General features: G+C 60.3%; 21 protein-coding genes and 2 pseudogenes. 9 read left to right on the top strand and 14 right to left on the bottom strand.

Translation table 11 applies throughout. The annotated features are described in order from the left end of the window. Positions 1-43 precede the first annotated feature (43 nt). The gene (locus ACZ89E_RS21320; RefSeq protein ID WP_149659042.1) at positions 44-1,585 is read left to right on the top strand and encodes a phosphoenolpyruvate carboxykinase; all 1,542 of its coding nucleotides are present in this window, start codon (positions 44-46) and stop codon (positions 1,583-1,585) included. Between the two features lie 76 nt (positions 1,586-1,661). Here ACZ89E_RS21320 and ACZ89E_RS21315 read toward each other — a convergent pair whose 3' ends face one another. The 5 genes and pseudogenes from ACZ89E_RS21315 to ACZ89E_RS21295 all read right to left on the bottom strand — a co-directional run bounded on the left by ACZ89E_RS21315 (position 1,662) and on the right by ACZ89E_RS21295 (position 5,246). Continuing rightward, on the bottom strand, positions 1,662-2,933 hold the full coding sequence (locus ACZ89E_RS21315; RefSeq protein WP_476256395.1) for a type II toxin-antitoxin system HipA family toxin: 1,272 nt from the start codon (positions 2,931-2,933) through the stop codon (positions 1,662-1,664). A 2-nt stretch (positions 2,934-2,935) separates the two neighbouring features. Continuing rightward, positions 2,936-3,424, bottom strand: a complete 489-nt coding sequence (locus ACZ89E_RS21310) for a helix-turn-helix domain-containing protein (RefSeq protein WP_476256394.1) — start codon at positions 3,422-3,424, stop codon at positions 2,936-2,938. A 180-nt stretch (positions 3,425-3,604) separates the two neighbouring features. After that, positions 3,605-3,958 carry a DUF1493 family protein gene (locus ACZ89E_RS21305; protein ID WP_476256393.1) on the bottom strand — a complete coding sequence of 118 codons (354 nt, stop codon included), beginning with the start codon at positions 3,956-3,958 and terminating at the stop codon, positions 3,605-3,607. Between the two features lie 198 nt (positions 3,959-4,156). Next, the gene (locus ACZ89E_RS21300; RefSeq protein ID WP_476256392.1) at positions 4,157-4,447 is read right to left on the bottom strand and encodes a hypothetical protein; all 291 of its coding nucleotides are present in this window, start codon (positions 4,445-4,447) and stop codon (positions 4,157-4,159) included. Between the two features lie 516 nt (positions 4,448-4,963). Beyond that, positions 4,964-5,246: pseudogene (locus tag ACZ89E_RS21295) on the bottom strand (hypothetical protein). 297 nt (positions 5,247-5,543) lie between these two features. Here ACZ89E_RS21295 and ACZ89E_RS21290 point away from each other — a divergent pair. Next, entirely contained in the window at positions 5,544-6,047 is a 504-nt protein-coding gene (locus tag ACZ89E_RS21290; RefSeq protein WP_476256391.1) for a polysaccharide deacetylase, read from the top strand. Positions 6,048-6,057: 10 nt separating this feature from the next. On the opposite strand, the gene ACZ89E_RS21285 is transcribed toward ACZ89E_RS21290, so the two are convergent. Beyond that, positions 6,058-7,110, bottom strand: coding sequence for a S8 family peptidase (locus tag ACZ89E_RS21285; RefSeq protein WP_476256390.1), 1,053 nt, complete (start codon positions 7,108-7,110; stop codon positions 6,058-6,060). Between the two features lie 268 nt (positions 7,111-7,378). Between ACZ89E_RS21285 and ACZ89E_RS21280 the strand changes: the two genes are divergently transcribed. The 3 genes from ACZ89E_RS21280 to ACZ89E_RS21270 all read left to right on the top strand — a co-directional run bounded on the left by ACZ89E_RS21280 (position 7,379) and on the right by ACZ89E_RS21270 (position 11,200). Next, the gene (locus ACZ89E_RS21280; protein ID WP_476256389.1) at positions 7,379-9,307 is read left to right on the top strand and encodes a RecQ family ATP-dependent DNA helicase; all 1,929 of its coding nucleotides are present in this window, start codon (positions 7,379-7,381) and stop codon (positions 9,305-9,307) included. A 114-nt stretch (positions 9,308-9,421) separates the two neighbouring features. Continuing rightward, the gene (locus ACZ89E_RS21275; protein ID WP_476256388.1) at positions 9,422-10,648 is read left to right on the top strand and encodes a 3-hydroxyacyl-CoA dehydrogenase; all 1,227 of its coding nucleotides are present in this window, start codon (positions 9,422-9,424) and stop codon (positions 10,646-10,648) included. Between the two features lie 132 nt (positions 10,649-10,780). Next, positions 10,781-11,200, top strand: a complete 420-nt coding sequence (locus ACZ89E_RS21270) for an acyl-CoA thioesterase (RefSeq protein ID WP_149659050.1) — start codon at positions 10,781-10,783, stop codon at positions 11,198-11,200. A 69-nt stretch (positions 11,201-11,269) separates the two neighbouring features. Here the strand turns inward: ACZ89E_RS21270 and ACZ89E_RS21265 are convergent, their stop codons facing one another. From ACZ89E_RS21265 to ACZ89E_RS21250, 4 genes are all read right to left on the bottom strand, one after another. Next, positions 11,270-11,755 carry a glycine zipper domain-containing protein gene (locus tag ACZ89E_RS21265; RefSeq protein WP_149659051.1) on the bottom strand — a complete coding sequence of 162 codons (486 nt, stop codon included), beginning with the start codon at positions 11,753-11,755 and terminating at the stop codon, positions 11,270-11,272. 386 nt (positions 11,756-12,141) lie between these two features. Then, a complete protein-coding gene (locus tag ACZ89E_RS21260; RefSeq protein WP_149659052.1) occupies positions 12,142-14,490 on the bottom strand; it encodes an FdhF/YdeP family oxidoreductase in 2,349 nt (782 codons plus the stop codon). Continuing rightward, positions 14,487-15,326, bottom strand: a complete 840-nt coding sequence (fdhD, locus tag ACZ89E_RS21255; protein ID WP_149659053.1) for a formate dehydrogenase accessory sulfurtransferase FdhD — start codon at positions 15,324-15,326, stop codon at positions 14,487-14,489. Before fdhD ends, ACZ89E_RS21260 begins: the two co-directional genes overlap by 4 nt. Before the next feature lie 92 nt (positions 15,327-15,418). Further along, positions 15,419-16,306, bottom strand: coding sequence for a LysR family transcriptional regulator (locus tag ACZ89E_RS21250; protein WP_149659054.1), 888 nt, complete (start codon positions 16,304-16,306; stop codon positions 15,419-15,421). Between the two features lie 136 nt (positions 16,307-16,442). On the opposite strand from ACZ89E_RS21250, the gene lysM reads away from it, so the two are divergent. Together lysM and ACZ89E_RS21240 are read left to right on the top strand one after the other, a co-directional pair. Continuing rightward, positions 16,443-16,892: a peptidoglycan-binding protein LysM gene (lysM, locus tag ACZ89E_RS21245; RefSeq protein ID WP_476256387.1), complete on the top strand. Its 450-nt coding sequence runs from the start codon at positions 16,443-16,445 to the stop codon at positions 16,890-16,892. Positions 16,893-17,105: 213 nt separating this feature from the next. Beyond that, positions 17,106-17,198, top strand: a pseudogene (locus ACZ89E_RS21240) (LysM peptidoglycan-binding domain-containing protein); the annotation flags it as partial. Between the two features lie 276 nt (positions 17,199-17,474). Here ACZ89E_RS21240 and yrfG read toward each other — a convergent pair. Continuing rightward, on the bottom strand, positions 17,475-18,137 hold the full coding sequence (gene yrfG / locus ACZ89E_RS21235) for a GMP/IMP nucleotidase (RefSeq protein WP_463259099.1): 663 nt from the start codon (positions 18,135-18,137) through the stop codon (positions 17,475-17,477). Positions 18,138-18,227: 90 nt separating this feature from the next. Between yrfG and nudE the strand changes: the two genes are divergently transcribed. Together nudE and cysQ are read left to right on the top strand one after the other, a co-directional pair. Continuing rightward, positions 18,228-18,794, top strand: a complete 567-nt coding sequence (nudE, locus tag ACZ89E_RS21230; protein WP_133837780.1) for an ADP compounds hydrolase NudE — start codon at positions 18,228-18,230, stop codon at positions 18,792-18,794. Beyond that, positions 18,791-19,624 (top strand): 3'(2'),5'-bisphosphate nucleotidase CysQ, encoded by an 834-nt coding sequence (cysQ, locus tag ACZ89E_RS21225; RefSeq protein ID WP_149659057.1) that lies wholly within the window; start codon positions 18,791-18,793, stop codon positions 19,622-19,624. Before nudE ends, cysQ begins: the two co-directional genes overlap by 4 nt. Before the next feature lie 116 nt (positions 19,625-19,740). Here the strand turns inward: cysQ and ACZ89E_RS21220 are convergent, their stop codons facing one another. From ACZ89E_RS21220 to ACZ89E_RS21210, 3 genes are read right to left on the bottom strand one after another with little or no spacing between them, the layout of a single operon-like run. After that, on the bottom strand, positions 19,741-20,196 hold the full coding sequence (locus ACZ89E_RS21220) for a YiiD C-terminal domain-containing protein (RefSeq protein WP_463259101.1): 456 nt from the start codon (positions 20,194-20,196) through the stop codon (positions 19,741-19,743). A gap of 40 nt (positions 20,197-20,236) precedes the next feature. After that, the gene (locus tag ACZ89E_RS21215; protein WP_476256386.1) at positions 20,237-21,631 is read right to left on the bottom strand and encodes a sigma-54-dependent transcriptional regulator; all 1,395 of its coding nucleotides are present in this window, start codon (positions 21,629-21,631) and stop codon (positions 20,237-20,239) included. Further along, positions 21,628-23,436, bottom strand: coding sequence for a sensor histidine kinase (locus ACZ89E_RS21210; RefSeq protein ID WP_476256385.1), 1,809 nt, complete (start codon positions 23,434-23,436; stop codon positions 21,628-21,630). Before ACZ89E_RS21210 ends, ACZ89E_RS21215 begins: the two co-directional genes overlap by 4 nt. Positions 23,437-23,453: the final 17 nt, after the last annotated feature.

Below are 23,453 nucleotides of genomic sequence, written 5' to 3'. Positions count from 1 at the left end.
AAACGTTTGGAGCACACTCGGCCACTGGCCGACGGGGAATCTCATGACGCAAGCCAATAACGCCGTGTACACCGATCTGAGTGTTGATGATCTGGTAAAAGAAGCCTTGAATCGCGGTGAAGGCGAGCTTGCCGATACCGGCGCGCTGGTTGTTCGCACCGGTCACCGCACCGGCCGCTCGCCAGTTGATCGTTTCATCGTTGACGAGCCGTCCACTTCGGCTTCCATCGCCTGGGGCCCGATCAACCGCAAGTTCCCGGCCGACAAGTTCGATGCCCTGTGGGCTCGCGTCGAGGCGTTCAACAACGCGCAAGAGCATTTCGTTTCCCACGTGCATGTAGGTGCGTCTGAAGACCACTACCTGGCTGTGAAGATGACCACCCAGACTGCCTGGCAGAACCTGTTCGGTCGTTGCCTGTTCATCAACCCGGAAAAGTACAACCCGGCCGGTCGTGACGAATGGCAAGTGCTCAACGTGGCCAATTTCGAGTGCGTGCCTGAGCGTGACGGCACCAACTCCGACGGTTGCGTGATCCTGAACTTCGCACAGAAAAAAGTGCTGATCGCCGGCATGCGTTACGCCGGTGAAATGAAGAAAGCCATGTTCTCCGTGCAGAACTACCTGCTGCCGGCTTCGGACGTGCTGCCAATGCACTGCGCCGCCAACATCGGCGAAGCAGGCGACGTGACCCTGTTCTTCGGTCTGTCCGGCACCGGCAAAACCACCCTGTCCGCCGACGAAAGCCGTTACCTGATCGGTGACGACGAACACGGCTGGGGCGAAGGCGTTGTCTTCAACATCGAAGGCGGCTGCTACGCCAAGTGCATCGACCTCTCCGAGAAGAACGAGCCGGTCATCTGGAAAGCCATCAAGCACGGCGCAGTCCTGGAAAACGTCGTCATCGACGACGCCAAGCACGCCGACTACGCCGATGTCAGCCTGACCCAGAACAGCCGCGCCGCCTACCCGCTGGAGCACGTTGCCAAGCGTTCCGAGAAGAACCTCGGTGGCGAGCCAAACGCTGTGATCTTCCTGACCTGCGACCTGACCGGCGTGCTGCCGCCAGTCTCGATCCTCAGCGAAGAACAAGCGGCCTACCACTTCCTGTCCGGCTACACCGCACTGGTGGGCTCGACCGAAATGGGTTCCGGCAGCGGCATCAAATCCACCTTCTCCACCTGCTTCGGCGCACCGTTCTTCCCGCGTCCGGCCGGCGAATACGCAGAACTGCTGATCAAACGCATCCGCGGCTTCGGCTCCAAGGTCTACCTGGTCAACACCGGTTGGACTGGCGGCGGCTACGGCGTCGGCAAACGCTTCAACATCCCGACCACCCGTGGCGTGATCGCAGCGATCCAGAGCGGTGCGTTGATTGGCGTTGAAACCGAACACCTGGACACCATCAACCTGGACGTGCCGTTGGCTGTTCCTGGTGTTGAGACTGGCCTGTTGAACCCGCGTAATACCTGGGCTGACAAGGCTGCTTACGATGAAGCGGCTAAAGCGTTGGCTGGGTTGTTTGTTGAGAACTTCAAGAAGTTTGAAGTGAGTGATGCGATTAAGGCGGCTGGGCCTAAGTTGTAAGGCTTGGGTTTAGCGAAATGAAAAAGCCGCCCTTTTAGGGCGGTTTTTTTGTGGGCGAAAGAAGAGCAGTAGAGGGTCATTTGGCGGACAGGCGAAACGCTGAAGCCATATTGTCTTGTTCACGCTTCGACAATCCCGCCGCGCTAGCCACTTTTGGCCACTGGCTCACCACGTCTTGGAAACGCTCAATAATCTCTTCCGCCTCATCACGGCTAACCCGAAAGATTTCGGCCACTTCGCGAGCGAGTTCGAGATCCAAGGCGTTGTCGGCATCGGTAATGTTGAGCTTCAACCCATCGGCATGTGCCACCGGATTCATGTCGTAGGCATCAGACAAGCGCCAGCCACGACCAGGATCAAGAAGAAAGCCATGGTTGCGCATGTGGTCGTCGGTATTGGAGACCAGGATGTTGAATACGATCCGCGACCACAATTCGCGTAGATCTTCGTCGGGCTCTGAGCCGTGCCGCACGAGTACTTCAGCCAGCTCAAGGTAACTGGCGCCTACCGACGCATCGTCACTGTCCACGCGGTCAGTCATGGTCATGGCTGAGGCGAAATGCAGCCTCCCATTCGTTGCGGTGCGGTCGAAGCGTTTGACCATGAAGCAGTGGTGGTCGCTCGCATAGCGTTGCGCCATTCCCCTGGCCACTCGCAGGCCACACTGGTCTGCCAAGGCGTTCACCACGAATTCCCAGCCACCGACGTCGTAGTCGTCACGAGTGCTCGGGAATTTGGCGATCCACAGATGACCGTTCTTGTCGGCTACGCTGGCTTTGGGTCTGGCGCCACCCAGTGAGCCACCGGGTGCGATCAACATTCTCAACCACTCGCGTCCATCGAGTGAGGTGTTGTCGGGGTCGTTTTCCAGTGCACGGCTTGCCTGCTCCAACGCGCGTAGTTCGGTAAAGGGCGGTGCTGCCAAGTTATCTCGATCGTCCAGGAAACTGCCTTCGTCATTCAACTTGTAGCGGATAGCTCCGACTCGATAGAGGTCATGAACGCCTAGCAGGTAATCGGACTCGTAGAGCTTTGTGCCTTTTGGGACCAAGCCTTCGCGGATGTCTCGTTCCAGTCGGCGCTTCATCAGCAATTGTCCCCAGCGATCCGGGCTTGAGTCGGCAAAAACGCCGAAGCGGGTCTGGTGTTGCCCAGGGAACTGTCGTCCTTCGAAGAGCCCGATGCGGGGATCCAGCGTCGTGAAGTTCAACTCGGGATCGGCCAAAGCGGCAGGGTCGTATTCGAACTCGAACACGTTGGTGGAGCGAGCCTTTCGGGCATGGAGAAACCCAAGACGCCTTGGTCCGTTCAGGGTTTCCCAATCGGCATACACCGCGATCAGTGTCATTTTCAATCCGTCTCAGGTTTGTTTTTTTTCGTGGTAAACAACTTGGAAAACGAGTGAGTGTTCAATGGGAAGTCGACCTCAATATCCGAATCGGAGATGGGGCTTTGCGACGCTTCCTCCGTCCTGTCGCGAATCGGTGACGACGCCTTTGTGGAGGACATGTTGCGCACTCGTTGGCGTTTACTGGCTACCGCGTTCGCCTGTGGAGTTAATCGCGCGTCTTGCAGCTGGCGTCCCAACTCATCGGTTGCAGCGAGCTTGTTCAAGTCTTTCTCCAAGCCCAGAACCTGCATCACAGACATGTACGCCCCTATCGTCACGCCTGAACCGCCGGACTCCAGAGAGCGAAGCGTTGTCAGCGACATGCCTGCCCTTTCGGCGACTTGCTTTGCGGTCAGCCTGCGGCGTAATCGAGCGAGTTTCAGGCGTTCGCCAAACTCCGCGAGCAGTCTGGATGCGGATGGCATGAGCGGCGCTGTTTTCTTAGCCATGTGCCATTATTCCTTCATTTTTGGCTATTAACTGCCAGAATAATAGCACTTATGTTGTGGTTTGCTGGGTGGCTTCAACGCCGCCTAACAGTACGTCGCTGTGTCAGTGAATGCTTATAACAGCCATTATTCCAACTGAATCGGAAACAAACAGCCAGAATATTACCACTTATAAGTTCGTTAGAGACCTTCCAGAGATTGCGTATCCCAACGCTGCACTTGGACCGCTTGGTACAGCATGCCGATGGTCAGCGGGACTTTGTCGCCGCGCCCCTTGGCTCTGCGCTTGAGATGTACATCGAATCCTTCCGGCTGGAAGTAGCGATAAGCGTCGTAGTCGATGAAGTCGATCCCGAACTGTTCTTCCAGCGCTTCCATCAGGTTTCTGGCATCGGTGCCGTCGCAGCCGAGGTCGAAGTTGATCGAGGTGGTGAGGCTGATGGTTTTGCGTTCGGGCAGGCCGAGTTCTTCGTGCAATAACTGCATGAGCAGGTGCATGGCATGGTCGTCGGGGAAGTTGGGGGCGAGGTTCATGGTGCGTCTTCCGTCAGGGGCATTTCGATGAGGTGGATTAAGCCTGATTTCGCGGCGTGTTAGGTGTTGATCAAATTTTGATCGTTCCCACGCTCTGCGTGGGAATGCAGCCCGGGACGCTCTGCGTCCCAAGAGCCGAACGCGGAGCGTCCGCTGAGGCATTCCCACGCGGAGCGTGGGAACGATCTTCGCACGGTGTCAGGTGGGTGCTTTCCAGCCCATCATGCGTTGTTGGGCGACTTTGAGTAGGTCGCAGCCGTCCTGGCTGAGCAGGTACAGCGCGTGGGTGATGTGGGGGATGTCTTCGACGTCGCCGTGTTTGAAACAGGTGCAGTGCAGGGTTTTGAGGAGGTCGCTTGAGGCTCGGATTCGCTGGAGGGCGGCTTCGAGGATGTCCTGTGGGTCGGCCTCTGTGTCGATGATCAGGGGGAGGGAGTCGGTGAGGTTGGTTTGGAGTGGGCGGTATCGATCGGTGAACAATGTCGTCATTGTATTTATCCTCAAATGCATCAAATGATGCCGCCGCCATCGTGACCAAGCGATGGGAGGCGGACTGTGTTCGGGTTGGTCAACCGGTGAGGATCAATACGCATTACCCGGCACGCCCGAAGGCGTCCCAAACACAGCCACCACATAGCGTGCAGACACTTGAGGTGCCGGCAGCATACATCGGAGGCTGACGCGTATCTATCCGGGTGACCAAGCCCGAGTCGCTGATTTGGCAGCGACAGTCACAACTATAGAGATGGGCTACGGGGCTGCGATAGAAGACAAGGAGTCTTCGCTTGTAGGAACGGGACGAAGCTTTGATAGGCCGTTCCTACGGATTCGCCAGTCTTTTAAACACGTCGTGTCTTTCGACCTCGCCCACCGTCTCGGTAAACAGGGTTCTTGTTATCAAATTTAGTCGAGCCGGTACCACAAAAGACTTGATGGATTATAAGAGTCTGCAGACCAGTTTTAGTCGGATAAATAATAAAGCAGTGAGTTATTGCCGGTTTCGTATCAGGGTTTTATTCGTGTTGTTGCAACTTCCAGAAGTTGGTGCCCGTCCTGGGTTAATAAGTAAAGTGCATTAATGATATGTGGAATGTCCTTGATATCCGCTTCATTGAAACTCTGGCAAATAAAGCGTTTCGAGCAGGTCGTTGGCGGCGCCGATGCGTTGGCGGGCGGCGTCGAGGATTTCGTGCGGGTCGGCTTCGGTATCGATGACCAGCACCGGGGTGTCGCTGTAGCTGGACTTGAGAGGGCGATAGCGGTCGGTCTGTGATTGGAGCGTGTTCATCAAGGTTCGTCCTGTGCGAAATCACGGCAGGCCGAGACACTGATTCAGCCGCGCCAAAGACTATAAAAGGGCATCACACGGCGCGGCTATAGGACCGCGATGGACAGGATTCGTAGGGGTTTTACCCGTGTTTTAGGACTTGGCCTACGCGTTTGCCGAGGGTTTTTATGGAAAAACCCTTACGGGTTAAATTTCCCACGGGTTTGTCAGGCATTGCGCGGCAAACCTCTGTATGGTGCGCGCCAGAATCTGTAGGACGTTTCCAAACGTCTGACACACGCTTAAAGGGAATTAGGTATGCATTGGCTACGTATGGCCTCGATGGTGTTGTTGTGGGCCGGTGTCTGTCGTGTGGCGGTCGCCACTGACGCGGGTGGTTCGATGGTGCAGGCCAATATGGACCGCACCGGCTGGCCGGACGCCCTGACCACTCAGGCTGAAGTCGATACCGCGTCCCGCGCCGAAGTGCTGATGATTGGCAAGGCGCTGCTGGACAGCGAAGCGCTGGACGAACCCGGTCTGAAACAACGACTGGGCGTGCAGGCGGTGAAGCTCAAGTCTGTGCGACAAGTGCGTGACGGCTTGTGGGATCGCTTGCTCACCACTTACCGCAATGCCAGCCAGAACTGCGATGGCGAACTCTTCTGTCCGCGTGCGCGCAGCGTTGCTGATTTGCGTCAGTTGGCAGCGGCGTTCACCGGTGAAATCAGCCCGGCTTATGCCGCCTGGGCGAGCAAGAGCCGGGTATTTCATGAGCAGGCGCTGAATGAGCAGCTGAGAGTGGCGGTGTTGATTCCTTAAGCAGCTTGAATCAATTATTCATCCGCTGTGGAGGCTGGCGCGATGCAGCATCAAGGTCCAGCAGCCCTCTGCCATAGGCTTCACTGTTGGCGTAGATGCCGGTTCGATTGGCGGTCGCCAACAGGTGATCGCGCACTTGCTGGGCGCTGAGCTCGGGATAATGGCTTTGCAGGGCTGCCAGTGCGCCGCTGACCAGTGCAGTGGCAGGCGATGTGCCCGCGGTTTGTACGTATTTGCCGTCCTTGCTGGTCGTCAGCAAGCCATTTTCTTCGCCCGCGTCGCCACCCGGTGCGGCGATGCACCAGTCTGCTGCCACGCCGCAGTAATTGGATTTTGCATTGATGGCGCTGCCGTCATTTTTCAGCGCGACCACCGCCAGCCATCCCTTCTCCAGCTCGGGTGATGCGATGGGCAAACCGGGCTCGGCCAACGGTTCTCTTTTCAGTTCGTTGCCGGTCGGAAACACAAACACCGCGCCTTCCTGCACAAGCTTTTGCGCGGTCGTCATCGATTTGGGCATTACCTGGCGATAGCGCGCCTCATTAATCTCAGTCGCCGGGATGGCATTGGCCCATGAGTTACTGAGGATTCGTGCGCCCTTATCGAAACCTGACTGCCAGGAGCGCGCGATTTCATTGTCGAAAAAAAACGGCTCATTGTCGTCGCCGAATCGGAAGGGGATCAGTTGCGCGTTGTACGCGACGCCGTGCATGCCCTGATCATCCTTGTTGGCCGCGAGAATACCGGCCATTTGAGTGCCGTGACCGATCCGGTCAATGGTGCCGACCTTTTGCTCGACGTAGTCGAATCCCGGGTCACGGACCCGCCCTTGAAACTCCGGCAGCAGGCTGTTCAGGCCTGAGTCGACCAGCGCAACGGACACGTCCTGACCGGTGCCGCCGCGTGCGTAGAGGCTTGCGGCATTAATCACTGCCAGGCCTTTCTGGGCCTGATATTCCGGGGTTTCGAACGTGGCGAGGAGCGGTGGATCTTCGGGGAGCTGCATACAACCGGTGAGCAGCAGAGAGGCAAAAGCTATTGGATAAAGTGGTGTGGGCAGCATGGTCGTTCCTTCGTCTGGATCCGCGCGCATCAGGCGTCCTGCCATGATGGGAGGTGCGCGGACAGTGGTTTTGTGAGGGCGAACATTACCTGCAGATCGGCTGGTGCCGCGAGAGCCTAAAGTGTTTCGTTTGTTTCATTCTGTGGCAAAAGCCCTGGGCGGCGAAGGCTGTATCATCTCGTATTGTTTTGGCCCCCGACCTTTTCTCGACTCGCTGCAATCGCCGGCTAGGCTTTTGGCATCGCAGCAGTCAACGGAGTGACAGCTTATGCACAACACCCTGGAACAGGTTTTCGGTTATCCACAGTTTCGGCCCGGCCAGGAGGCAGCGGTCAGCGCGGTGTTGGCCGGGCGCTCGGCGGCGGCGATTTTCCCTACCGGCTCGGGCAAGTCCCTGTGTTATCAATTGCCGGCGCTATTGCTGCCGCACCTGACGTTGGTGGTGTCGCCACTGCTGGCGTTGATGCAGGATCAGTTGGCGTTCCTGCAACGCCATGGCATTTCGGCGGGCAGTATCGATTCGGCCCAGAGCCGCGACGACGCCAGTGACGTGATGGCCCGGGCCAAGTCGGGCGAGTTGAAGATTCTGATGATTTCCGTGGAGCGCCTGAAGAACGAGCGCTTCCGCAATTTCTTGCAGCAGGTGCCGATCTCGCTGCTGGTGGTGGACGAGGCGCACTGCATCTCGGAATGGGGCCACAACTTCCGCCCCGACTACCTCAAGCTTCCGGACTATCAGCGTCAGTTCAACATCCCCCAGGCCTTGCTGCTGACCGCCACGGCGACGCCCAAAGTCATCGCGGACATGGAGGCGAAATTCGCCATCGCTCCCGAAGACGTAGTGACCACTGGTTTCTATCGGCCGAACCTCAACCTGCTGGTGGAACCGGTGCGCGGCCAGGACAAACGCCGACGTCTGGTTGAGTGGATGAGCCAGCGTCCCGGCCAGCCGAGCATCGTCTACGTCACCCTGCAGAAAACCGCCGAGCACATAGCCGAGCATCTGGGCCGCAACGGCATTCAGGCCGAGGCCTATCACGCCGGTTTACCCCATGAACAACGGGAAGGCATTCAGAAGCGCTTCATGGGCGGGCAGTCGAATTGCATCGTCGCCACCATTGCATTCGGGATGGGCATCGATAAAAGCGACATCCGCAACGTCGTGCATTTCGACCTGCCCAAATCCATCGAAAACTACAGCCAGGAAATCGGTCGCGCCGGGCGTGACGGGCAGCCCTCCGACTGCCTCGTCTTAGCCAACCGCGACAGCCTCAATGTGCTGGAAAACTTCGTCTACGGCGACACGCCGGAACTGGATGGCATTCGCTGCGTGCTCGACGAGTTGCAAGCGGCTGCTCCCGAAGGGCAATGGGAGTTTCTGCTGGGGCCGTTGGCGGATCAGAGCAACATTCGTCAGTTGCCGCTCAAGACCTTGCTGGTGCAATTGGAGCTGCGCGGAATCATCGCTCCGCGCTATGCCTATTACGCGGAATACCGTTTCAAATATTTGCAGGAACCCGAGGCGTTGCTCGCCCGTTTCGAGGGTGAGCGCAAGGATTTCGTCGCGGCGATTATCCAGACCTCCACCCGTGCGCGGACCTGGGCGACGGTGAATTTCGATGCGCTGTACGAGCAGCATTCGGCCGAGCGCAATCGGGTGGTCAAGGCGCTGGATTACTTTCAGGAGAAGGGCTGGGTCGAGCTTGAAAGCAAGCAGATGACCGAGGTCTACAGCCTGCTGCAAACCGGTTTTGATGCCCAGGCCCTGAGCGAAGAGCTGCACGCCTACTTCACTCGGCATGAGCAAACCGAGATCGCGCGGATCCACGCGATGCTCGATCTGTTCGCCACCGATCACTGTCTGGGTTATCGCCTGGCCGAATATTTCGGCGACGAAAACGCACCCCGGCAGTGCGGGCATTGTTCGGTGTGTCACGGGGATGTGGCGCGGCTGCCGGCACCGCCGGAGTTGCCAGCGCTTGTGGATAAAAACTTTGAAGCGCTGTGTGGTGACTTTATCCACAGGCATGAGCAGCACACCGGGCATTTTCCGTCGGCGGAGCGGGTGACGCGGTTTCTGTGCGGGATCAGTGTGCCGTTGTTTACCAAGCTCAAGGCGCGGTCGATTCCGGGCTCGGGTGCGCTGGAGGATTATCCGTATGCCGATGTGCGGGAATGGGCGCAGGCGCATCTCTGAGCCTTGGGGCGCATCCATCCCCTGAATGTCTCCCATCACACGAATAAATTTCAAAAACGTGCGATGGCTGACTATGGTGAAGGCTGTCCCTGAGCCGCCAACAAGAGAACAACAATGAGCCAGACGCCGTTCAATATTCAGCGCGCCGCCGTGATCGGCGCGGGCACCATGGGCCGAGGCATTGTCATGTGCCTGGCCAATGCCGGGGTGCCGGTGCAGTGGGTCGATAACAATCCGCAGATGCTGGAACAGGCGCTGGCCGCCGTCGCTGAGACCTACGCCAATAATGTGCGCCAGGGCCGGATCGATCAGGCTGAAGCCGATGCTCGTATTGCGCGGATAAAATCGGCTGCCGATTACGCGGCAATCCGTGATGTCGATCTGGTGATTGAAGCGGTGTACGAAAACCTCGAATTGAAGCAGAAAATCTTCCGTGAACTGGATGGCCTGCTTAAGCCCGAAGCGATCCTGGCCAGCAACACGTCGGCGCTGGACATCGACGCGATTGCCGCCGCCACTCGCCGGCCGAAACAGGTGCTGGGCCTGCACTTCTTCAGCCCGGCGCACATCATGAAACTGCTGGAGATCGTTCGCGGTGCGCAAACCGCTCCGGCGGTGCTCGATGCCGCGCAGGATCTGGGCAAGCACATGGGCAAGGTCAGCGTCGTGTCGGGCAACTGTCACGGTTTTATCGGCAATCGCATGCTGCATACCTACGTGCTCGAGGCGCGCAAGATGCTGCTCGAAGGGGCTTTCCCCTATCAGGTGGACGCGGCGCTGCAAGGCTTCGGTTTCGCCATGGGGCCGTTTCGCATGTACGACGTGGTCGGCATCGATCTGGAATGGCGGGCCCGCGAACTGGCCGGTAAAGGTCAGGATGCGCCCGAGGTTCAGATCGACAATCGCTTGTGTGAGTTGGGACGGTTTGGCCAGAAGAGCGGCAACGGTTATTACCACTATGAGCCGGGCAGCCGGCAGGCTGAGCACGATGTGGAGGTCGATGCGCTGGTGTTGAAGGTCAGCGAGGGTTTGGGCTTCCAGCGGCGTGAGATCGGGCCTGAGGAGGTGCTGGAGCGTTGTTTGCTGGCGCTGGTCAACGAAGGGGCGAAGATTCTTGAGGAAGGCATTGCCGCATCAGCCCATGACATTGACCTGGTTTACCTCAATGGCTATGGCTTCCCGGCGGACAAGGGCGGGCCGATGGCCTGGGCGGATCAGCAGGGATTGGCGGATATTCATCAGCGGTTGCTGGCGTTGGAAACCCGGCAGGGCGATCAGTGGAAGCCGGCGCGGTTGATTGGGGAGTTGGCGGCGGTGGGTAAGGGGTTTGCCGACAGGTAGACTCCGCCTGTTTGATCGTTCCCATGCTCCGCGTGGGAACGCCTCCATGGACGCTCTGCGTCCGCTGTTGGGACGCGGAGCGTCCCGGGCTGCATTCCCACGCAGAGCGTGGGAACGATCTTCGAGAACCCCATGAACCAACGCACCGACTACCCGCACTTCCAGCCCATCACCACCCGCTGGCATGACAACGACGCCTACGGTCACGTGAACAACGTCACCTACTACAGCTTTTTCGACACGGCCGTGAACACCTACCTGATCGAAGTGGGCGGGCTGGATATCCATGACGGCGAAGTGGTGGGTTTTGTGGTGAGCTCGGCGTGCGATTACTTTGCGTCCATCGCTTTCCCGGATCGCATCGAGATCGGCCTGCGGGTTGGCAAGTTGGGCAACAGCTCAGTGCAGTACGAACTGGCCGTGTTCAAGCAAGGTGAAGAGGAAGCCTGTGCGGCTGGGCGCTTTGTGCATGTGTTTGTGGATCGGGCGTCGAATCAGCCGGTGGCGATTCCAGCCGGATTGCGCGGGGCGCTGGAACGGTTGGTGGTTTGACAGGCCAAAAAAAATCGCAGCCCTGGGGCTGCGATTTCTGATCTACCTGACCGCGAAGCCGTGCCGGCCTCAGCGATCACGATAGTATCTGTGATGCTTGCGGTGGCCGTAGGCATGACCGCGACCCCGGTGGTCGTCACGGTAGTAACGACGGTCATCACGACCCCGATACGAACGACGATCGTCATCCTCATTGCTCTTGTTGCCCATGTAGTTACCCAGCGCGCCACCGGCGCCACCGCCGGCTGCGGAGCCGATCAGGCTGCCGGTGCCGCCACCCAGGCTGCGACCGACCACGTTACCGCCGGCTGCGCCCAACGCACCGCCAATGGCGGCTTCGCCACGGCTGCGTTTGTCGGCGCCGACGGCACTACCACCCGCGCCGCCCAGGGCCGCGCCAATGGTGGAACCGGTATTGCCGCCTAGTGATTGACCGACGACCGAGCCCAAAACCCCGCCCAATGCGCCGCCCACACCTGCTTCGGTGGTGCCTCCGGCAGAAGCTAAGCCACTGGCCAGGCTAAGGGACAACAAGAGAATCGAGGAGAACTTCATAGAGGAACCTCAAGGGGATGACGGCGCGATCCTGAGGCTGTGTCCTGATTGTGACAATCGAAATCCGACGAGTAACACGACTTGTACACAATTCTATAAGTTACTGTTTTTTTAGCGGAACTTAAGGGTTTTTCGCCGGTCTTTAGCTACTTCGGACAGGCCGTTTCTTTGCAGAAACGGCCTTTTTTGTGGGCGATTGGAAAGTGAATTACCGCTGAAATCAGAGGTGAACATCATCCTGTGGCGAGGGAGCTTGCTCCCGCTGGGTCGCGAAGCGGCCCCCAAAAAGCAGCAAACCCAATCTACCAGATAGATTGGGTTGGCCGGATTTGCGACTGCTGCGCAGCCGAACGGGAGCAAGCTCCCTCGCCACAGTGGTATGTGCGTTACGCCGACTTCGCGAAGATCAACCCCGTCTCACTGGCCATTTCCAACCGGATCGCCACAAATTTCGATGTCGGTGTATGGCTGCCATCCCCCGTGCTTTCCAGCGGCACCAGCGGATTCACTTCCGGGTAATACGCCGCCGCCTGGCCCGCCGGAATATCAAACGCCAGCAGCGTAAAGCCTTTCACCCGACGCTCACGACCATCGTCCCAGATCGACACGATGTCAGCCTTCTGCCCCGGTTTGAAGCCCAGGCGAATGATGTCCGCTTCGTTCACGAACAACACATCCCGCTGACCCTTCACCCCGCGATAACGGTCATCCAGACCATAAATCGTGGTGTTGTACTGATCGTGGGAACGCAGCGACTGCATGATCAGGTCCGGCAACACACCCGTGGCACGCGCGCGTTCGTGCACCAGGTCTTTCGGCAAAACGTTTGCACGGAAATTAGCCCGTCCCGACGGCGTGTTCCACTTGCGCGCACCGGCACTGTTGCCGAGGTAGAAGCCGCCCGGATTTTTCACCCGCTCGTTGAAATCACGAAAACCCGGGATGGTGTCGGCGATCAGGTCGCGGATGCGGTCGTAGTCGGCCACGAGCCAGTTCCAGTCCACCGGTTTGCTGCCCAGAGTCGCGGCGGCGATGCCGGCGATGATTGCCGGCTCCGAACGCATCTGCTTCGACAGCGCCTGCAACTGACCGTTGGAGGCGTGGACCATGCTGAACGAATCTTCCACGGTGACGGCTTGCGGGCCTTCGGTCTGGATATCGATGTCGGTGCGGCCCAGGCACGGCAGGATCAGCGCTTCTTTACCGTGGGCCAAGTGGCTGCGGTTGAGCTTGGTGCTGATTTGCACAGTCAGGTCGCAATTGCTCAGGGCCTGAAAGGTGCGCGGGCTGTCCGGGGTGGCTTGGGCGAAGTTGCCGCCCAGGCCGATGAAGACTTTGGCGCGACCATCGGCCATGGCATGGATCGCTTCGACCACGTTGTGACCGTTGTCGCGCGGCACCTTGAACTGGAAGCGACGTTCCAGGGAATCGAGGAACGCCACCGGCGGACGCTCGTTGATGCCCATGGTCCGGTCGCCCTGCACGTTACTGTGACCGCGCACCGGGCACAGACCGGCACCCGGCCGACCGATGTTGCCGCGCAGCAGCATCAGGTTGGCGATTTCCTGGATGGTCGCCACCGAATGGCGATGCTGGGTAATGCCCATCGCCCAACACATGATGACGTTCTTGCCCTTGGCGTACATGCGCGCCGCTTGCTCGATTTCCACCAGCGGCAGGCCGGACTGCTCGACGATCTGCTCCCACGGCGTGTCGTCGACGATGCCCAGGTATTCCAGCACGTTGACGCTGTGCTCATTGAGAAAGTCGTGGTCGAACACCGCAGGCTCACCGGCCTTCTGTGCATCGCGCTCCCATTGCAGCAGGAACTTGGCCATGCCGCGCATGATCGCCATGTCGCCGCCCAAGGCCGGACGGAAGTACGCGGTGTTGGTCGGCTTGTCGCTGTTGGTGAGCATTTCGATCGGGTGTTGCGGGTGCTGGAAGCGTTCCAGGCCACGCTCTTTCAGCGGGTTGATGCACACCACCTGAGCGCCGCGTTTTACCGCTTCGCGCAGGGGTTCGAGCATCCGTGGGTGGTTGGTGCCCGGGTTCTGGCCCCAGACAAAAATCGCATCGGCGTGTTCGAAATCGTCGAAGGTCACGGTGCCTTTGCCGACGCCAACGCTCTGCGCCAATGCCACACCACTGGCCTCGTGGCACATGTTCGAGCAGTCGGGGAAGTTGTTGGTGCCGTAGCTGCGCACGAACAATTGATAGAGGTACGCCGCTTCGTTGCTGGCACGGCCCGAAGTGTAGAACTCGGCCTGGTTCGGGCTCGACAGGCCCTGCAAATGTTTGGCGATCAAGGCGAACGCCGCGTCCCAGCTGATCGGCTTGTAGCGATCGGTTTCGGCGTCGTAGCTCATCGGCTCGGTCAAACGGCCTTGATACTCAAGCCAGTAATCACTCTGTTCCAGCAAGGAGCTGACGCTGTGTTTGGCGAAGAATGCGCCATCGACACGACGTTTGGTCGCTTCCCAGTTCACTGCCTTGGCGCCGTTCTCGCAGAACGCCACCATGCCGGCTTCATTGGAGTCGCCCCAGGCGCAACCGGGGCAGTCGAACCCGCCGTTCTTGTTGGTCTTGAGCATCATGCGCAGGTTTTTCAGTGCGTTGTCACTGGTCAACCAGGCCCGGGCCACGCTGGCCAGTGCGCCCCAACCACCGGCCGGACCCTTGTAAGGCTTGTAACGCGGAACGGGTGTCTGGTCGGCTTGATTGTGTTGACTCACGCTTGATTCTCCAACGCAGGGCTGTAGACCCGCGGCGCACTTTTTTGCGGCAGGTGGATGAGGTTGAGGTTGTGCCGACGGGCCCATTGCACGGCAAGGCCGGTGGGCGACGACAGGCTGACCAGGGTTTGAATCCCGGCGCGCAGCACTTTCTGGATTAGTTCGAGGCTGCAACGGCTGGTGACAATCGCCACGCCGCCCGCAGTCGGGATGTTCTGGCGGATCAAGCCGCCGATGAGCTTGTCGAGGGCGTTGTGCCGGCCGATGTCTTCGCGACCCATCAACAATTCGCCTTGGCCGTTCATGAACACCGCCGCATGCACGGCGCCGCAATGCTGGCCCAGCGGCTGGAAGGCGCCGATGCGCTGGCGCAGGCCATCGAGCCATTCGGCGGGCGGCAACGGCGCGCCGGGCAGCACTTTGAGGTCGGGCAACGCTTGTTCCACCGCTTCCACGCCACAGAGCCCGCAACCGCTGGTGCCGGCCAGTTGCCGACGTTGCTGCTTGAGGTTCCAGAAGGCGCGGTTGGCGATGGTCACTTGCGCGTATTGCGCCGAACCCTCGCCGGTCAATTGCAGGTCATAGATGTCGGTGGCGTCTTCGATGATGCCGCTGCCGAGGCTGAAACCGACGATGAAGTCTTCAAGATCGGTTGGCGTGACCAACATGACGGCCTGGCTGATGCCGTTATAGGCAATCGCCAACGCGACTTCTTCGGCCAGCGCGGTGCTGTCCGAATCGGTGTATTGAAGGTCGCTGTAACTGTAAGTCTGGCTTGCGTCTGGCGCGGGCGTTTCGAGTGCGGGCGCCGCGCTCGCAGGGCGCTTGGCGTTCATGGCATCACCAACGGATTGATCAGTTGTAAGACTAGGCGCGTCAACATGTCGCGTCTAATCACTAGTACTGATGTACCGATAGATGACGTCGATCAAGAACCTGTCGGCGATTTCTGATAGATCGCAAAACAGGCTTCCGCCAAGGCGGAACGGGGAGCGCTACGACGCATGATCAGCCCCAGCCGGCCGAGGGTTTGCGCGTTTTCGATGGGTTGCAGGCGTAGATGGTCGGTGAGATTTTCCAGGCCGCCCTCCAGAGGCATCACCGCGCAACAGAAGCCGCCATGCACCGCTTGTAATAACTGGTGGACTGCGTCGGTTTGCAGCAACGGTTGGGGCGTCAGTCCGCGACTGTGGAAGTTGTGGTCGATGGACTGGCGAAAGTGCATGCCGCTGGTGAGCATGCCCAAGGGCAATTCGATCAGTGATTCCCAACTCAGCGGCGCCTCGCCGAAGGTGTAGAAACGTTGGTCGTAGAGCAGGCCCATGCGGGTTTCGCTGAAGGCCAGGGAATCGAAGCGCTCGCCGTCGAGGCGCTCCAGGTAGGACACGCCGAGGTCCAGCCGATTGTTCGCCAGTTGTTCGAGGATCTGCTCGGAACTCAGCGCCGACAGTTCGAAGCGCAGGTTCGGGTGTTCGGCGTGCAGGCGTTGCATCAATGGCAGTGGGTCGAAGCTCGACAGCGGCACCACGCCCAGGCGCAACGTCCCCACCAGATTGCCGCGACACGCCGCCGCCTCGGCCTGCAACCCGTCGTAAGCCGCCAACACCGTGCGCGCCCAGGCCAGCACCCGTTCGCCCGGCGCGGTGAAGCCTTCGAAGCGCTGGCCTCGATTGACCAGCGGCAGCTCCAGTTCTTCTTCGAGGCTGCGCAGGCGCATGGACAGGGTTGGCTGGGTGATGTGACAGCGCGCGGCGGCTTGGCCGAAGTGCCGGGTTTCGTCGAGGGCGATGAGGAATTTGAGCTGCTTGATGTCCATCTTCGCTCCAGGGCGCGGGCAGGGTTTGCGATTCTAGCGCTTGCGCGGGGTGGGGTCATTGGTCGGGTTGGAACCAGGGCTTGCAGGCTTGGTCTAGTCTTTTGCGTCTGGACCCTTATCCCATGGAGAGAACACGATGAGCCTTTTCAGCTTTTTAAAAGATGCCGGTGAAAAAATCCTTGATGCGCTGACGCCGGACAAGGCCGAGGCCAACAGCGAGGCGCTGACCAAGCACGTCAAGGAAGCACTGACGGGCATCGATACTTCCAAGATTCAAGTGAAGGTCGAAGGCGATAAAGTCATTGCTACAGGCGAAGCAGCGACACAGGAAGAGAAAGAAAAAATCCTGCTGTCGCTGGGTAACGTAGCCGGTGTCAGTGGCGTTGATGATCAGATCACTGTGACGGGAGGAGTGGCCACGCCAGCGAAATTCGTCACGGTCGAGAAGGGCGACACGCTCAGCGCGATTTCCAAGCGTGTGTATGGCGATCCGAACAAGTACGACAAAATCTTTCAGGCCAACAAGCCGATGCTCAAGGATCCGAACAAGATCTATCCGGGGCAGTCGTTGCGGATTCCTGAGTAAGGCTCAAGACCTGTGGCGAGGGGGCTTGCCCCCGTTCGGCTGCGAAGCAGTCGTAAAGATTTTAGGGTCGCTTCGCAACCCAACGGGGGCAAGCCCCCTCGCCACAATTGATCGTTCCCACGCTCAGCGTGGGAGTGCCTCAACGGACGCTTCGCGTTCGGCTTTGGATGGGACGCGGAGCGTCCCGGGCTGCATTCCCACGCAGAGCGTGGGAACGATCAGAACAAAATCTTTCAGGCCAACAAGCCGATGCTCAAGGATCCGAACAAGATCTATCCGGGGCAGTCGTTGCGGATTCCTGAGTAAGGCTCAAGACCTGTGGCGAGGGGGCTTGCCCCCGTTCGGCTGCGAAGCAGTCGTAAAGATTTTAGGGTCGCTTCGCAACCCAACGGGGGCAAGCCCCCTCGCCACAATTGATCGTTCCCACGCTCAGCGTGGGAATGCCTCAACGGACGCTCCGCGTTCGGCTTTGATGGGACGCGGAGCGTCCCGGGCTGCATTCCCACGCTCAGCGTGGGAACGATCAGAAATGGCGCAAGACCTGTAGGAGCGAGGCTTGCCCGCGAAGCAGTCGACGCGGTTTCAGAGGCCTGCAATCAACTCGCGATAATCGACCACCGCCGCAAACTCCGCCGTGTCCTTCGGCCCTTTGCGGCTGTCCGGCTCGCTCACGGCCAACAGATGCGCCACGCCAAATTGGCGCGCACTGCGCAGGATCGGCAACGTATCGTCGATAAACAGGCTGCGCGCCGGATCGAAACCGATGTCCGCCTGCAAGGCATCCCAGAACTGCGGGTTTTCCTTGGCAAAACCATAATCGTGGGAGCTGATCAAACGCTCGAAATACGGCGCCAGCTCAATCCGTTCCAGCTTGAGTGACAGCGAATCGCGATGGGCGTTGGTGATCATCACCACACGCTTGCCGGCCTGCTTGATCGCCGCCAGAAAGGTATCGGCATCCGGGCGCAGGGCGATCAGGTGCGCGGTTTCGAGTTTCAGTTCGCGTACCGGGATATTCAGCTCGGCGCTCCAGAAGTCCAGGCAGTACCACTGCAACTGGCCGGCATTGCGCTCAAACAGCGGCTGCAATTCCATTTCCGCCATGGCCCGGCTCACTCCGTGCAACTCGGCATATCGCTGGGGCAGGTGTTCCATCCAGAAATGGTTGTCGTAGTGCAGGTCCAGCAGCGTGCCATCCATGTCCAGCAGAACGGTGTCGATGTCGCGCCAGGGCAGCAGGGACATAAAAAACTTCTCCAGCTGTAAAAAAGATATCCGGCTCAAACAATCAGGATAGGCCGGGTATAGTAACGCGTTCACGCCAAGGAGCCGTCTATGCGCCAGAAACCCACTGTCCTCGCCCGCGAGATCGTCGCCACCAGCCGTTTATTCTGCGTCGAAGAGCTGAAGCTGCGCTTTTCCAATGGCGTGGAGCGCACCTACGAGCGTCTGGTCGGCAAGGGCGCCGGGTATGGCGCAGTGATGATCGTGGCGATGCTCGATGCGGACCACGCGGTGCTGGTCGAAGAATATTGCGGCGGCACCGATGAATACGAATTGTCGTTGCCCAAAGGCTTGATCGAGCCGGGCGAAGACGTGCTGGCTGCGGCCGAGCGCGAGCTCAAGGAAGAGGCCGGGTACGGCGCGCGGCAGTTGGAGCATTTGACCGAGCTGTCGTTGTCCCCCGGTTACATGAGCCAGAAGATCCAGGTGGTCCTGGCCACCGACCTGTACGAAGAACGCCTGGAGGGCGACGAGCCTGAGCCGATGGGCGTGGACAAGGTCAACCTGCGCGAGTTGTCGGGCCTGGCCCAGAACCCAAAATTCACCGAGGGCCGCGCCTTGGCGGCGTTGTATCTGGCCCGTGACTTACTGACCCAACGTGGGGTGTTTTTGCCATGAAGTTGAATTTCCCCCATCCGTTGATGGCGCCGGTGGTTGAGCTGGCATTGAAGGCAGGCGATGCGATCCTGCCGTTCTGGCGCACCGGCACGGCCGTGACCGCGAAGTCTGATGATTCGCCGGTGACCGCCGCCGACCTGGCCGCCCATCATCTGATTCTGGCAGGGCTGACGGCACTGGATCCGAGCATCCCGGTGCTGTCCGAGGAAGACGCCGACATCCCCCAGAGCGTGCGCGCCGGGTGGCAGCGCTGGTGGCTGGTGGACCCGCTCGACGGGACCAAGGAATTCATTTCCGGCAGCGAAGAATTTACCGTCAACATCGCGCTGATCGAACAGGGTCGCGTGGTGTTTGGCGTGGTGTCGATGCCAACCAACGGGCGTTTCTACGTCGGTGGCGCCGGGTTGGGTGCATGGCGCGGTGATCAAGGCGAAACGCCGTTGCCGATTCAGGTGCGCGACGTGCCGGCGGCCGGCGAGGCGTTTACCGTGGTGGCCAGTCGTCGGCATTCCAGCCCGGAGCAGGAGCGCTTACTGGCGGGGCTGAGCGAAAGCCTGGGTGAACTGCAACTGGCGAATTACGGCAGCTCGCTGAAATTTTGCATGGTCGCCGAAGGGGCGGCGGATTGTTATCCACGCCTGGCACCGACTTCGCAGTGGGACACGGCGGCGGCGCAAGGTGTGCTGGAAGGGGCGGGCGGTGAAGTGCTGGATTTGAGTGGTGCGCCGTTCAGCTATCCGGCGCGGGAATCGTTGCGCAATGAGTTCTTTTTGGCGTTGCCGGCGAAGGCGGCGTGGCGGGAAAAACTGCTGGAGCTTGCACGCGGTTAAGATCGTTCCCACGCTCTGCGTGGTAACGCCTCAAGGGACGCTCCGCGTCCAGTGACGCGGAGCGTCACGGGCTGCATTCCCACGCAGAGCGTGGGAACGATCAATGTCAGCCCGGCTCAGCGGTGCAGGACGTACTGCCCGCTAAACGTCACCGCATTCTCCTCGCTCCCCACATTCACAATCCGCGACTGCAGCGTCAACCGCGCCCGGCCATAACGCTTGTACATCGCCACAAACTTCTTCCAGGTCACCGCGCCCGGTGCCTGGCATATGGCGATGGCATCGGTGGTCACCGGCAGCGGGTAATGGATCTGGCCTTCCTGAATCACGATGTGCCCGTCCTCAATCCCTTCTTCACGCAAGCGCAAATGCAGCCAGCCCCAACCCGCCAGCACCGCGCCGCAATACAGGCTGCCGCCGAACATGGTGCTTTTGTGATTGACGTTGGCCTCCAGCGGCAAGTGCAGGCGCAGTTGCTGGTCGTGCCAGTCGAGCACCCGGAGGCCCATGTCCCGCGTGAGGGGGATGTCGTGGTGCAGGATCGATTCCAGGTGACGACTGTCGCGGCTCATGCACGGTTCTCTTGTTTGAAGATGATGATGGGACGGTAGCTCAATCGAGGTCATCGGTGTGGCTGTGGGCGCCGCCGTCGGCGAAGTTCAGCCCGTGCTTGCGCAGTTTGTCGTGCAGGGTCTTGCGCGGAATGCCCAGGGCTTCGGCGAGGCTGCGCACCGAGCTGTGGGAGCGCGCCAGCTCGGCGGCAATCAGGGTTTTTTCGAAGTTTTCCACCTGCTCGCTGAGCCCGCCGCTGACCACTTCGACCGTGGTGCTGACGCCGCCGTCCGGGGCGCTGTTGTCCAGGGCCAGTTCCAGGCCGAGAGCAAAGCGTTCGGCGGCGTTTTGCAGTTCGCGTACGTTGCCCGGCCAGGTGTGGCGCAGCAGTAAAGCCCGTTGCCCCGGTTGCAGTTCGTGAGGCGGCAAACCGTGGCGGGCGCTGGCTTCGTCGGCGAAATGCTGGAACAGCATCAACGCATCTTCACCGCGTTCGCGTAGCGGCGGAATGCGTAAGGGCGCGACGTTCAGCCGGTAATACAAGTCGGCGCGGAAACGTCCCTGATCGGCGGATTGGCGCAGGTCTTCCTTGGTGGCGGCGATGACGCGGATGTCCAGCGGGATCAGTTGATTGCCACCCAACCGCTCGACCACGCGCTCTTGCAACATGCGCAGCAATTTCACCTGCACATCCAGGCTCATGCTCTCGATCTCATCGAGAAACAGCGTGCCGCCGTTGGCGAATTCGAACTTGCCGATGCGGCGTTTTTGCGCGCCAGTAAACGCGCCGGGTTCGTGACCGAACAACTCGCTTTCCACCACCGATTCGGCTAGGGCCCCGGCGTTGATCGCCACGAACGGACCGTTACGACGGCTCGACAAATCGTGCAGCGCCCGCGCCACCACTTCTTTGCCGGCACCGGTTTCGCCGAGGATCAGCACGTCAGCCTTGGTCGCCGCCAGGGCGCCGATTTGCTCGCGCAGGCGCAGCATCGGTGCCGATTGCCCGACCAGTCGGGCGCTCAGTTCATTGCGGTCGCTCAGGGCCAGGCGCAGGCTGCGGTTGTCCAGCACCAACCGGCGCAAGGCCAGGGCGCGGCGCACGCTGTCGAGCAGGGCGTCGCTGGCGAAGGGTTTTTCCAGGAAGTCATAGGCCCCGGCGCGCATCGCTTGCACCGCCAGCGGCACATCGCCGTGGCCGGTGATCAGCAGCACCGGCAGCTCCGGGTCCTGGGCGTGCAGTTCGGTCAGCAGGTCGAGGCCGTCCATGCCGGGCATGCGAATGTCACTGACCACCACGCCCGGCCAGTCGCGCTCCAGTTGCCCGGCCAGGCCCTTGGCTTCGGCCAGGGGCAGGATTTTCAGGCCGGCCAGGTCCAGGGTCTGGCTCAGGGCCTGGCGCAAGTGCGGATCATCGTCGATCAACACGACCTGGATGCGGTTATCGATGGTCATGCACTTCGGTCCTCGGACGGTTGCAGGCTCACGCCGGGTGCGCCGGCGCGCAGCTTCAGGGTAATCAGAGCGCCACCCTCCTTGTGGTTGGAGAACGACAATTCACCACCGAAGGCGCGCATCAACGTGTCGCAAATCGCCAACCCCAACCCAAGGCCCTGGGTGCGGGTCTTGGTGGTGTAGAAAGGTTCGCTGGCGCGACCCAGGGCTTCCATGCAAAACCCCGGGCCGTTGTCGCGAATGTACAGGTTGACGCCATCGGCGGTGGATTGGGCACTCAGCCAGAGTTTACGCGGCGGACCTTTTTCGGTCAGGGCGTCGAGGGCGTTGGCCAGCAGGTTGCCGAGCACCTGGCGCAACCGGGTTTCCCCGGCCTCGACCCACAACGTGGCCGCCGGCAGGTCGCGGATCAGCTCGACCTCCATGCTGCGCCGCCGCTTGGCCAGCAACGCCAGGGCATCGTCCAGCGCCGGTTGCAGGGCCACGCTTTCCGGGGCGTGGCGATCGCGGCGGGCGAAGGCGCGCAAGTGGGCGATAATCGAGGCCATGCGCCCGGTCAGTTCGCTGATCAGCTTGAGGTTGCCCCGGGCATCGTCGGTGCGCTGGTGATCGAGCAATACTTCGGCGTTTTCCGCGTAGCTGCGGATGGCCGCCAGCGGTTGATTGAGTTCATGGCTGATGCTCGCGGACATCGTCCCCAATGCTGACAACTTGCCGGCCTGCACCAGATCGTCCTGGGCGCGCACCAGTTCCTGCTGGGCGTGTTCGCGCTCCAGCACTTCCTGTTTCAGGCGCCGGTTGAGGCCTTCGAGGTCGCTGGTGCGCTCGGCCACCCGGCCTTCCAGCTCGCGGCGGGCCTTGGCTTCGAAGGCGATCCGCTCCAGGTAATGGCGACGGCGCTGCATCATCAGCCCGAGCAGCAACATCAACACCAGCAAGGTGGCGCCACCGATGGCCACGACCGTACGCACCGGGCGGTCGATCAGGGTGCGTGGCGCGAGGATGCTGACGTTCCAGCCGGTTTCCGCAATCGACTGGGTCTGGGTCAGCCAGGCATTGGGATTGAGCTTCAACGGCTTCGGATCGCGGGTCGGGTAGGGCTGGATCGCGCTGATGGCTTTGTTCTCGTCATCACTCAACGCGCGGGTGGAGCGAAAACGCCACTCGGGCCGCGACGTGAGAATGACCACGCCGTTGTTATCGGTCAGCAGCAGTTGTTCCGGGGTTTTGCCCCACAGGCTTTCGGTGTGATCGAGATCGACCTTGACCACCAACACGCCGATGACTTTTTCGCCTTCGCGCACGGCGGCGGCGAAGAAGTAACCGCGCTTGGCCGAGGTGGTGCCCAAGCCGAAAAAGCGTCCGAGTCGCCCGGCCATGGCTTCACTGAAGTACGGCCGGAAGGAGAAATTGCGCCCGACGAAACTGTCGTGTTTGTCCCAATTGGACGCGGCGAGGGTCTTGCCGCTGGTGTTCATCAGGTACATGACTTCGGCGCCGGTCTGGGCGCTGATGTTTTTCAGCAGGCGGTTGGCGTTGCCTTGGGTGACGCCATCGTCAGGCGCCCCGAGCACGGCGCGTAAAGCGGGGAGGTCGCCGAGGATTTGCGGCAATACTTCATAACGGTGCAGGGTGCCCAGCAGGTTGGCGACGTAGAGGTCGAGGGTCTGACGATTCTGCCCGGCCAGTTCACTGCGGTAGTAGCGCTCCGCCAGATGCTGCAACGGCCACAGCAACGGTGCCAGGCACAGCGCGAGCAGGGCCAGGCTGCGCCAACGGGGTCTGCGGGGAAGGGTCGGAGTCATGGGCATCGAGCGCCTGG

The organism is Pseudomonas sp. TE3899, from assembly GCF_056279105.1.
The sequence above is the reverse complement of the archived record's forward strand: the minus strand, read 5'-3'. Positions and strand labels throughout refer to the sequence as shown.